General features: G+C 60.9%; 12 protein-coding genes. 11 read left to right on the plus strand and 1 reads right to left on the minus strand.

What is annotated here, in order from left to right; genetic code table 11:
* Positions 1-49: 49 nt before the first annotated feature.
* The 11 genes from rsfS (at position 50) to ABX75_RS26335 (ending at position 10546) form a co-directional block, all read left to right on the plus strand.
* Positions 50-544, plus strand: a complete 495-nt coding sequence (gene rsfS, locus ABX75_RS26285; protein ID WP_034100916.1) for a ribosome silencing factor — start codon at positions 50-52, stop codon at positions 542-544.
* A gap of 9 nt (positions 545-553) precedes the next feature.
* Positions 554-1021, plus strand: a complete 468-nt coding sequence (rlmH, locus tag ABX75_RS26290) for a 23S rRNA (pseudouridine(1915)-N(3))-methyltransferase RlmH (protein WP_003176297.1) — start codon at positions 554-556, stop codon at positions 1019-1021.
* A gap of 15 nt (positions 1022-1036) precedes the next feature.
* Positions 1037-2935, plus strand: coding sequence for a penicillin-binding protein 2 (mrdA, locus tag ABX75_RS26295; RefSeq protein WP_034100915.1), 1899 nt, complete (start codon positions 1037-1039; stop codon positions 2933-2935).
* Positions 2936-2966: 31 nt separating this feature from the next.
* Entirely contained in the window at positions 2967-4070 is a 1104-nt protein-coding gene (gene rodA / locus ABX75_RS26300) for a rod shape-determining protein RodA (RefSeq protein WP_015886065.1), read from the plus strand.
* Between the two features lie 17 nt (positions 4071-4087).
* The gene (mltB, locus tag ABX75_RS26305; protein ID WP_034100913.1) at positions 4088-5098 is read left to right on the plus strand and encodes a lytic murein transglycosylase B; all 1011 of its coding nucleotides are present in this window, start codon (positions 4088-4090) and stop codon (positions 5096-5098) included.
* On the plus strand, positions 5098-6096 hold the full coding sequence (locus tag ABX75_RS26310) for a septal ring lytic transglycosylase RlpA family protein (RefSeq protein WP_034115208.1): 999 nt from the start codon (positions 5098-5100) through the stop codon (positions 6094-6096). The genes mltB and ABX75_RS26310 overlap by 1 nt, the downstream gene beginning before the upstream one ends.
* 185 nt (positions 6097-6281) lie before the next feature.
* Positions 6282-7439, plus strand: coding sequence for a D-alanyl-D-alanine carboxypeptidase family protein (locus ABX75_RS26315; RefSeq protein WP_034100911.1), 1158 nt, complete (start codon positions 6282-6284; stop codon positions 7437-7439).
* A gap of 84 nt (positions 7440-7523) precedes the next feature.
* On the plus strand, positions 7524-7799 hold the full coding sequence (locus ABX75_RS26320) for a DUF493 domain-containing protein (RefSeq protein WP_034100910.1): 276 nt from the start codon (positions 7524-7526) through the stop codon (positions 7797-7799).
* Positions 7799-8446, plus strand: coding sequence for a lipoyl(octanoyl) transferase LipB (gene lipB / locus ABX75_RS26325; protein WP_047882938.1), 648 nt, complete (start codon positions 7799-7801; stop codon positions 8444-8446). The genes ABX75_RS26320 and lipB overlap by 1 nt, the downstream gene beginning before the upstream one ends.
* Before the next feature lie 26 nt (positions 8447-8472).
* The gene (gene lipA, locus ABX75_RS26330) at positions 8473-9474 is read left to right on the plus strand and encodes a lipoyl synthase (protein ID WP_162276709.1); all 1002 of its coding nucleotides are present in this window, start codon (positions 8473-8475) and stop codon (positions 9472-9474) included.
* Between the two features lie 151 nt (positions 9475-9625).
* Entirely contained in the window at positions 9626-10546 is a 921-nt protein-coding gene (locus ABX75_RS26335; RefSeq protein WP_034100907.1) for an LD-carboxypeptidase, read from the plus strand.
* Positions 10547-10814: 268 nt separating this feature from the next.
* Here the strand turns inward: ABX75_RS26335 and ABX75_RS26340 are convergent.
* Positions 10815-11671 (minus strand): IS3 family transposase (locus ABX75_RS26340; RefSeq protein ID WP_144419329.1); only part of this gene is annotated, 857 nt, incomplete at its 5' end.

An 11671-nucleotide genomic window follows, 5' to 3' on the forward strand; every position in this document is an offset into this window, starting at 1 on the left:
GAACAGTCGTACAGCGAGCGCCCGAACATACGAGCAAAACGAGTTTTATATGACCAACAAAGACGTAAGCAAAGTTAAGCGCAAAGGCACGTTCAAAAGCGCCCCTCTGCCTGTAGAAGCCCACACCGGTCCGGAACTGGTCGGCGAAGAGCTGGTGAAAGTCGCCGTGGCGGCCCTGGAAGACGTGAAGGCCCAGGACATCCAGGTGCTGGACGTGCGCGACAAGCAGAGCATCACCGACTACATGATCATCGCCACCGGTACCTCCAACCGCCAGATCGGCGCGATGCTGGACAAAGTGCGCGAAGCCGTCAAAGCCCAGGGCGTCAAGCCGTTGGGTGAAGAAGGCAAGGGCGACAGTGATTGGGTGCTGCTGGACATGGACGACGTAATCGTCCACATGATGACTTCCAACGCTCGCCAGTTCTACGACCTGGAGCGTCTGTGGAAAGGCGCCGAGCAGAGCCGTGCCGCCGATGGCAAGCACCACAGCCCGGAAGTGGGCCACGCTCACTTCGACAAGCTCAACAAAGACCAGGAATAAGGAACGGCTGTGCGCCTGCGTCTGATTGCTGTCGGTTCACGCATGCCCAAGTGGGTGGAAGAAGGCTGGCACGAGTATGCCAAGCGTCTGCCCGCCGAGTTGTCGCTGGAACTGGTGGAAATACCGCTCAACACCCGGGGCAAGAATGCCGACGTGGCGCGCTTTATCCGTCAGGAAGGCGAAGCCATGCTGGCCAAGGTCGGCCCCAATGAGCGTATCGTCACCCTCGAAGTGCACGGCAAGCCCTGGAGCACCGAGCAGTTGGCGGTGGAGCTGGATCGCTGGCGCCTGGACTCGCGCACGGTCAACTTCATGGTCGGTGGCCCCGAAGGGCTGGCGCCGGAAGTCTGCGCGCGGGCGGACCAGCGCTGGTCGCTGTCGGCACTGACGTTGCCGCACCCGTTGGTAAGGATTCTGATCGGTGAACAGCTGTATCGCGCCTGGACAGTTCTGTCCGGGCACCCTTACCACAAATAGTCTGCGCCCCTCCCGATGACTCAGCCGATCCGCATCAAGGACCATGAGAAAGACGCACGTCTGGTACGTGCGCGCGTGGTGTTTGGCGCGATCATGGTGGTGGCGCTGATCGGGGTGTTGATTGCGCGCCTGTATTTCCTGCAGGTGATCCAGTACGACTATCACTCCACGCTGTCGGAAAACAACCGGGTGCATGTGCAGCCGATTCCGCCGACCCGTGGGCTGATTTTCGACCGCAATGGCGTTGTCGTGGCGGATAACCGGCCCAGCTTCAGCCTGAGCATGACCCGCGAACGTTCCGGCGATTGGCAGCAAGTGCTCGACGTGATCGTCGAAGTCCTGCAGCTGACGCCGGAAGACCGGGTGATCTTCGAAAAACGCATGAGGCAGGGGCGCCGGCCATTCGAGCCGGTGCCGATTCTGTTCGAGCTGACCGAAGAGCAGATCGCGCGGATCGCGGTGAACCAGTTCCGTCTGCCGGGGGTGGAAGTGGTGGCGCAGTTGGTGCGGCACTACCCGCAAGGGCCGCACTTTGCTCACTCCGTCGGCTATATGGGGCGCATCAACGAGAAAGAACTGAAAACCCTCGATCCGGTGAATTACAGCGGCACCCATCATATCGGCAAGACCGGCATCGAGCGTTTCTACGAGCCCGAGCTGCATGGCCAGGTGGGTTACGAAGAAGTTGAAACCAACGCCCGCGGCCGTGTGCTGCGCGTGCTCAAGCGTACCGACCCGGTGCCGGGCAAGGACATCGTACTGAGCCTGGACATCAAGCTGCAGGAAGCGGCCGAGATGGCGTTGGGCGGCCGACGCGGCGCGGTGGTGGCGCTGGACCCGAAGACGGGCGAAGTGCTGGCCATGGTCAGTCAACCCAGCTTCGACCCGAACCTGTTCGTGACCGGTATCAGCTTCAAGGCGTACGCCGAGCTGCGTGATTCCATCGACCGGCCGTTGTTCAACCGTGTGCTGCGTGGCTTGTACCCACCGGGTTCGACCATCAAGCCGGCGGTGGCGATTGCCGGCCTGGACGCTGGCGTGGTGACCGCTTCCAGCCGGGTGTACGACCCCGGTTACTACATGCTGCCCAATTACGATCACAAGTACCGTAACTGGAACCGTACCGGTGACGGTTATGTCGACCTGGACACCGCAATCATGCGCTCCAACGACACTTACTTTTATGACCTTGCCCACAAGCTGGGCATCGATCGGCTGTCGGCCTACATGGGCAAGTTCGGCCTCGGCCAGAAAGTTTCCCTGGACATGTTCGAAGAATCGCCAGGCTTGATGCCATCGCGGGAGTGGAAGCGCGCGACCCGCCGCCAGGCGTGGTTCCCGGGGGAAACCCTGATCCTGGGGATCGGCCAGGGCTATATGCAGGCCACGCCGCTGCAACTGGCTCAGGCCACGGCGCTGGTGGCCAACAAGGGCGTGTGGAACCGTCCGCACCTGGCCAAGACCATCGAAGGCGAGAAGCCGGTGGATGACAACCCGATCCCGGACATTGTGCTGCGCGACCCGTCGGACTGGACCAAGGTCAACCACGGCATGCAGCAGGTGATGCACGGTGCGCGCGGCACAGCGCGCAAGGCGGCGATCGGTGCGCAATATCGCATCGCCGGCAAGAGTGGTACCGCCCAGGTGGTGGCGATCAAGCAAGGCGAGAAATACGACCGTTCCAAGGTTCAGGAACGTCACCGCGACCACGCCTTGTTTGTCGGTTTTGCGCCGGCGGACGACCCGAAAATCGTGGTGGCGGTGATGGTCGAGAACGGCGAGTCCGGCTCCGGCGTCGCCGCGCCCGTGGTGCGCCAGGTGATGGACGCCTGGCTTCTGGCCGAGGACGGCAGGCTCAAGCCTGAATATGGCGGCCCCCCTTCAAGCCCCGAGGTTACGGCCAGTGAAGAGTAATTTTGACCGCATCCTCTCCAGCGAGGATGTGATGCGTCGCCGTGCGACGTTGCTGCAACGCATGCACATCGACGGCCCGTTGCTGATCCTGTTGCTGACCCTCGCGGCCGGCAGTCTGTTTGTACTGTATTCGGCCAGTGGCAAGAACTGGGACCTGCTGATCAAGCAAGCGTCGTCGTTCGGCCTGGGCCTGTTGTCGATGGTGGTGATCGCTCAGTTGGAGCCGCGCTTCATGGCGCGCTGGGTGCCGCTGGGCTATGTGGCGGGGGTGTTGCTGCTGGTGGTGGTGGACGTGATGGGCCACAACGCCATGGGCGCGACGCGGTGGATCAACATCCCAGGGGTGATTCGCTTCCAGCCGTCGGAATTCATGAAGATCCTGATGCCGGCTACCATCGCCTGGTACCTGTCCAAGCGCACCCTGCCGCCGCAGCTCAAACACGTAGGCATCAGCCTGATCCTGATCGGCGTACCGTTTATCCTGATTGTGCGCCAGCCCGACCTCGGCACCTCGCTGCTGATCCTGGCCGGCGGTGCGTTCGTGCTGTTTATGGGCGGGTTGCGCTGGCGCTGGATCCTCAGCGTGCTGGCCGCTGCGGTGCCGGTGGCGGTGGCGATGTGGTTCTTCTTTATGCACGACTATCAAAAGCAACGGATCCTGACGTTCCTCGATCCGGAAAGCGATCCCTTGGGCACCGGCTGGAACATCATCCAGTCCAAGGCGGCAATCGGTTCGGGTGGGGTCTTTGGCAAAGGCTGGTTGCTGGGTACCCAGTCGCACTTGGACTTTCTGCCCGAGAGCCACACCGACTTCATCATCGCCGTATTGGGCGAAGAGTTCGGCCTGGTGGGGATCTGCGCGTTGCTGCTGATCTACCTGTTGTTGATCGGGCGTGGCCTGGTGATTACCGCGCAAGCGCAGACGCTGTTCGGCAAATTGCTTGCCGGCGCGCTGACCATGACGTTTTTTGTTTACGTTTTCGTCAACATCGGTATGGTCAGTGGCCTGTTACCGGTGGTTGGGGTGCCGTTGCCATTCATTAGCTACGGCGGAACTTCGCTGGTGACATTGCTGTCAGCGTTTGGGGTTTTGATGTCGATTCATACGCATCGCAAGTGGATCGCACAGGTTTGAATAAGGTGAAGATGTCAATGCAAGTAATGCGCGGCTGGGCGACTCGGCATGCGTCCTGGGTGGGCCTTATCGGGCTGCTGGGGGCAACGCAGGAGACCCTGGCCGGTGACTACGATGGTTCACCTCAGGTCGCCGAGTTTGTCGGTGAAATGACCCGCGACTACGGTTTCGCCGGTGAGCAGTTGATGGGCGTGTTCCGCGAGGCCCAGCGCAAGCAGGCGATCCTCGACGCCATTTCCCGCCCTGCTGAACGTGTGAAACAGTGGAAAGAATATCGCCCGATGTTCCTCACCGACGCCCGCGTGGCCCGCGGTGTGGACTTCTGGCGCGAGCACGAGGCCGCCCTGGCCCGCGCCGAACAGGAATACGGTGTGCCGGCCCAGGTGATTGTGTCGATCATCGGCATCGAAACCTTCTACGGGCGCAACACCGGCAGCTACCGGGTGATCGACGCGTTGTCGACCCTGGGCTTCGATTACCCGCCCCGTGCCGACTTCTTCCGCAAGGAACTGCGCGAATTCCTGCTGCTGGCCCGCGAAGAGCAGGTTGATCCACTGACCCTAAAGGGCTCCTACGCCGGAGCGATGGGCTTGCCGCAATTCATGCCGAGCAGCTTTCGCGCTTACGCGGTGGATTTCGATAACGACGGCCACATCAATATCTGGAGCAACCCCGACGATGCCATCGGCAGCGTGGCCAGCTACTTCAAGCGCCACGGCTGGGTTGCCGGCGAGCCGGTGGTGGTCCGCGCGGATGTCACCGGGGAGCGCGCCGACGAAGGCCTGACCCAGGGGATCGAGCCGGCCAAGACCGTCGGGGAGTTGCGGGCGCTGGGTTGGTCGAGTCAGAATGCGCCACACGACGACACGCCGGTAACGGCATTCCGCCTGGAAGGCGAAAATGGCCCTGAATACTGGATGGGCCTGAAGAATTTCTACGCAATCACGCGTTATAACCGCAGTGTGATGTACGCCATGGCCGTGCATCAGCTGTCAGACATGCTGGTCCAAGCACGGGGCAACAAGTAATGCGGGCATCGCCGTTCAATAAACCGCTCAAGCTGGTGGCGTTCACCGCGTTGTCCTTGCTGGTTGTCAGTTGTTCCACCAGCCGCGCGCCGACGCAGAAGTCCGGCGGCGCGGTGGTCCGGTCCCAACCGGGCCTGGACATCAACCGCGCACACAAAGACGGCGCGCCGTGGTGGGACGTGGATGTCTCGAAAATCCCGGACGCCACGCCGACCCTGCACACCGGCGCCTACAAGGCCAACCCGTACACCGTGCTGGGCAAGACCTACTTTCCGCTGCAAGAGTCCAAGACCTACGTGCAGTCTGGCACAGCCTCCTGGTACGGCACCAAGTTCCATGGCCAGAACACCGCCAATGGCGAAGTGTATGACCTGTACGGCATGAGCGCGGCCCACAAGACCTTGCCGTTGCCCAGCTATGTACGCGTGACCAACCTGGACAACCACCGCACGGTGATCCTGCGGGTCAATGACCGTGGGCCGTTCTACTCGGACCGTATCATCGACTTGTCCTACGCCGCCGCCAAAAAGCTTGGCTACGCCGAAACCGGCACTGCGCGGGTCAAGGTCGAAGGCATCGATCCGGCGCAGTATTGGGCTCAGCGTGGCAAGCCGGCGCCGTTGATGCTCAACGAGCCGCAGACCCCGCAACCGCAGATCACCGCATCGGCCGGCAAGGTCGAACAGTGGACGCCGCCACCGCAACAGCACGCCCCGGACACCGTGGCCGTGCCCCAGGCCGCGCCGGGTGCTTCCGTGGCGGGCGGGCAGTACCTGCAGGTCGGCGCTTTCGCCAACCCGGATGCGGCGGAACTGTTAAGGTCCAAACTCAGCAGCATGGTCAATGCGCCGGTCTTCATCAGTTCCATCGTGCGCAACCAGCAAACCTTGCACCGCGTGCGGATGGGCCCGATTGGCTCGCCGAGCGAGGTGGCGCAAGTGCAGAACAGTGTGCGTCTGGCCAACCTGGGGCAACCCAGTGTGGTCACCGCCGAGTAAGCAGTAACGGATTGATAGTTCAGGCACGTACGCGGGCTTGAACTCTGGTTGTTGGCTCGTTTGAACAATAAAAACCCGGGAGCAAGGGGTGAGCGGGCAACCGAACACGCGACAGTCTGGTAGCGGGCTGTCTGAATAAGTTTTGCCCGCGAGGGCAAGTTTCCATAAGCAATTTCGAGAGACGGATGAACATCACCACCTTAGCCAAACGCACGTGCCTGCTTATCTCGCTGATCATCACCCCGGCCGCCTGGGCGGTTGAAATGGTGCCGGCTTCACCGCAACTGGCCGCCAAGGCCTGGGTGCTCATGGATGCCGCCAGCGGCAACGTGCTGGTCGAGAACAACGGTGACCAGCGCCTGCCGCCGGCCAGCCTGACCAAGCTGATGACCGCCTATATCGCGACCCTGGAAATCCGTCGCGGCCAGATCGGCGAAAACGACCCAGTGACCGTCAGCGAAAACGCCTGGCGTACCGGCGGTTCGCGGATGTTCATCAAGGTGGGCTCCCAAGTCACCGTCAGCGACCTGCTGCACGGCATCATCATCCAGTCCGGTAACGACGCCAGCGTCGCCCTGGCCGAGCACATCGCCGGCAGCGAAGACGCGTTCGCCGACATGATGAACAAAACCGTGGCCGATCTGGGCATGACCAACAGCCACTTCATGAACCCGACCGGTCTGCCGAACCCAGAGCACTACTCGTCGGCCCATGACATGGCGATCCTGGCGCGCGCGATCATCCGCGTCGACCCGGTGCACTACGCGATCTATTCCCAGAAGGAGTTCTTCTGGAACAACATCAAACAGCCTAACCGCAACCTGCTGCTGTGGCGCGACAAGACCGTCGACGGTCTGAAAACCGGTCACACCGAAGAGGCCGGCTACTGCATGGTGTCCTCGGCGGTACGTGACGGCCAACGCCTGATCGCCGTGGTGTTCGGTACCAACAGCGAGCAGGCCCGTGCGGCCGAGACGCAAAAGCTGCTGACCTACGGTTTCCGTTTCTTCGAAACCCAGACCTTCTACCAGAAGGGTGCTGAGCTTGCGACCGCCCCGGTGTGGAAAGGCGCGGCTTCCCAAGTCAAGGCCGGCCTGGCCGAAGACCTGACCCTGACCATGCCTAAAGGCCAGCTGAAAAAGCTCGCTGCCAGCATGACCATGAATCCGCAATTGGTCGCGCCAATCGCCAAGGGCGATGTGATCGGTAAAGTCGAAGTGAAACTGGACGACAAGGTGGTGCACAGCGCCGACCTGATCGCGCTGGACGCCGTCGACGAAGGTGGTATCTTCCGCCGCGTGTGGGATAGCATCCGTCTATTCTTCTACGGCTTGTTCAACTGATTGTGTGCACCTGCAAAGCCCCGCGTTGAACCGACGCGGGGCTTTGCCGTCGCCACGGCTTACCGCTTACGAGGCCGTTCTGCCATGACCGATAAAGAAGTGAAGGCGCCTAAGATCGAGTTCCCGGTGACGGATTATCCCGTCAAGGTGATCAGCGATACCGGTGTTGGCAACAAAGACAAGATCCTCGACATCGTGCGTAAACACGCCACGATCAACGACAACCGTGTGGACGAGCGCTCCAGTACCAACGGTAAATACACCACGATCCAGTTGCACATCGTGGCGACGGATCAGGACCAGCTCTACAACATCAACAGTGAACTGCGGGCCACCGGCTTCGTACACATGGTGTTGTGATGTCGCAGGTCCTGGGCTTTCGTGAACTTAGCCAGATGGCCTACGAGCCCGTCTGGCATGCGATGCAGCGCTTCACCAACGAGCGCGGCACCTCGGCGCCGGATGAGGTCTGGCTGGTGGAACATCCACCGGTGTTCACCCAGGGCCAGGCCGGCAAGGCCGAACATCTGCTGCTGCCGGGGGAGATTCCGGTGGTGCAGGTCGACCGGGGTGGCCAAGTGACTTACCATGGCCCCGGTCAGCTTGTGGCTTACCTATTGTTGGATGTGCGCAAGCTGGGGTTTGGTGTGCGTGATCTGGTCAGCCGCATCGAGGCGTGCCTGATCGAGCTATTGGCCAGTTACGGCGTCACCGCCGCGGCCAAGCCCGATGCTCCGGGGGTGTATGTGGATGGCGCGAAAATCGCTTCCCTGGGGCTGCGGATTCGCCACGGTTGTTCCTTTCATGGCCTGGCCCTGAACGTGGACATGGACCTGGCGCCCTTCCGGCGCATCAACCCGTGCGGTTATGCCGGGTTAGCGATGACACAGCTGAGCGAGCATGTGACACCGATTAAATTTGCCGAGGTAAGTGCCCGGCTGCGCGCGCAGCTCGTCAAACACCTCGACTATGCTGAGCAGACGACCCTTACGGGCGGAATCGACTGACTATGACTACTGATGCAGTGCAAACCATGATCCCGACGCTGGACGTAACCGAGCGTCCGGCCCCGGCCCCGCGTGCCAAGGTGGAAGCCGGCGTCAAGCTGCGCGGCGCCGAGAAGGTTGCACGCATCCCGGTAAAGATCATTCCGACCACCGAACTGCCGAAAAAGCCTGACTGGATCCGCGTGCGCATCCCTGTCTCGCCGGAAGTCGACCGTATCAAAGCCCTGCTGCGCAAACACAAGCTGCACAGTGTGTGCGAAGAAGCCTCCTGCCCGAACCTGGGTGAGTGTTTCTCCGGCGGCACCGCCACGTTCATGATCATGGGTGACATCTGCACCCGCCGTTGCCCGTTCTGCGACGTCGGCCACGGCCGGCCGAAGCCACTGGACGTCAACGAGCCGGAAAGCCTGGCCATCGCCATCGCCGACCTCAAACTCAAGTACGTGGTGATCACTTCGGTGGACCGCGACGATTTGCGTGACGGCGGTGCCCAGCACTTTGCCGACTGCATTCGCGAAATTCGCAAACTGTCGCCGAACGTTGTGCTCGAAACCCTGGTGCCGGACTACCGTGGCCGTATGGACGTGGCGTTGGAAATCACCGCCGCCGAGCCGCCGGATGTGTTCAACCACAACCTGGAAACCGTGCCACGCCTGTACAAGGCCGCGCGTCCCGGTTCGGACTACCAGTGGTCATTGACCCTGCTGCAGAAGTTCAAGCAGATGATGCCGCACATCCCGACCAAATCCGGCCTGATGCTGGGCCTGGGCGAGACCGATGAGGAAGTGATCGAAGTCATGAAGCGCATGCGCGAACACGACATCGACATGCTGACCTTGGGCCAGTACCTGCAACCGTCGCGTAACCACTTGCCGGTGCAGCGTTTCGTGCACCCGGACACCTTCGCCTGGTTCGCTGAGGAAGGCTACAAGATGGGCTTCAAAAACGTGGCATCGGGCCCGCTGGTGCGTTCTTCGTACCACGCCGACGAGCAGGCCAAGCTGGTCAAGGCAAGCCTGATCTCCTGATCGGAGTTTAAATCCGGAATGCGAGGGGCTTATGTGGGAGGGGGCTTGCCCCGATAGCGAAAGGTCAGTCACTCATGTGCTACCTGATCCACCGCTATCGGGCCAAGCCCCCTCCCACATTTCGTTGTGCGTTAACCAGGGAGAGTTGTGTATGACAACCGCCGTTCCAGCCCTTCGTTCTGAAGGCACCATCGCCCTGATCGCTCCCGCCGGTCCCGCCGTGCTGGATGTTGAAAAGGCCGGCCAATGGATGCGCACCCGCGGCTACGACCTGCGGATTTTCCCTGGGGTGTATGAGCGCGACGGCTACCTCGCCGGCAGCGATGAGGTGCGCTTGCATGACCTGCACGCCGCCTTCGCCGACCCTGAAATCGATGCGATCTTCTGCCTGCGGGGCGGCTACGGCACGCCACGGCTGTTGGACTGTCTGGACTTCGACCTGCTGCGCGCCAACCCCAAACCCTTCGTCGGCTACAGCGACATCACCGCCTTGCACCTGGCCATCAACCGCTACGCGGGCTTCGTGACGTTCCACGGGCCAATGCTCAATGCCGACCTGTTGGGCGACAAGCAGCAACCCACCGAGTCCTCACTGTTCAGCCTGCTGCGGGGTCAACTGGGCGCGGGCAACCTCATCACGCACCCTGCGGCCTACCCGCTGACCACCATTGAGCCTGGCATCGCCTGTGGGCGCTTGCTGGGGGGCAACCTGTCGATGATTGCGGCGGTGATGGGCACGCCTTACGAAATCGACGCGCAGGGCATCATCCTGTTTATCGAAGACGTCAACGAGCCGATCTACCGCATCGATCGTCTGCTCACGCATTTGCGCCTGGCGGGTAAGTTGGCTCAGGTAGCTGGGGTGCTGGTCGGGGACGTGGCGGGTGTGGATAACGTCGCGCTGGAGCGCCTGCTCAAACAGACATTTGAACCGTTATGCATTCCGGTGCTGGCCGGCTGGCGCAGTGGACATTGCGATCCGAACCTGACCCTGCCGATGGGCGCGTTGGTGCGGCTGGATGCGGGGGAGCAGCGGGTGGTGTTGGAGCAGGATGTGGTCGTTACACTTTGAATCTGGGATCACTCGCTAAACCGCCATCGGGGGCAAGCCCCCTCCCACATTGATCAGTGATCGACATGACAACTCGGTCAACTGTGAGAGGGGGCAAGCCCCCTCTCAAATTGATCAGTGATCGACATGACAGCTCGGTCAACTGTGAGAGGGGGCAAGCCCCCTCTCACATTGATCAGTGCTCGACATGACAACTCGGTCAACTGTGGGAGGGGGCTTGCCCCCGATAGCATTATGAAGTGCGCCCCAAAAGTTGGACAGTAATTGTCTAGGCTACAGCGGAACGGGCTCTGTACTCTACAGGGCTCAGTCCGCCAAGCTTCGTTTTGATTCGCTTATGGTTGTAGTAATGGATGTATTGATCCAGTCCAGCCTGCAACTGAGCCTCGTTGTCGAAGCTTTCGCGGTAGTAAAACTCTGACTTCAACGTGCCGAAGAAGCTCTCCATCGTGGCGTTGTCATAGCAGTTTCCTTTGCGTGACATGCTTTGTTCCAGCCCCGCCTGTTCTAGTCGCTCGCGATACTTCGAGTGTCGATAGTGCCAGCCTTGATCCGAGTGCAGCATGGGTTTAGCGCCCTCAGGCAGGCGCTCGAGCGCTCGCTCCAGCATGTCGCCAACCAGGGCATATTGGGGGCGTATGGCGGTCTGATAAGCCACGATTTCTCCGTTGTATAAGTCCAAGATCGGCGACAAATACAGCTTTTTACCTGCCACTTTGAACTCGGTGACATCCGTCACCCATTTCTGATTCGGCTTCTCGGCTTCGAACCGACGAGCCAAGGTATTGGGTGAGATTTCTCCCATCGGCCCTTTATATGCTCTGTATTTCTTGGGTCGCACCGTGCATTTGAGCCCCAACGCTCCCATCAATCGTCGTACCGTTTTACCGTTGATCTGTAGTCTTTCTTTACGCAGTTCCAGCGTCATACGGCGGTAGCCCAGGCGCCCTTTATGCTCTTGCTGAAGGCTCTGGATTGAGGCTTTGACTGAGACGAAACGGTCCGCAACGCCCATGACCTTGAGTTGGTAGTAGTACGTGCTTCGCGCCAGCCCTAGCAGTTTGAGCAGGTCCGCCAGCGGAAAGTCTTGTCTCAGCTCAGTGACTATTCGAGCTTTGTGATGTC

The sequence above is a fragment of the Pseudomonas sp. ARP3 genome, assembly GCF_001029595.1.
Classification (GTDB): domain Bacteria; phylum Pseudomonadota; class Gammaproteobacteria; order Pseudomonadales; family Pseudomonadaceae; genus Aquipseudomonas; species Aquipseudomonas rhodesiae.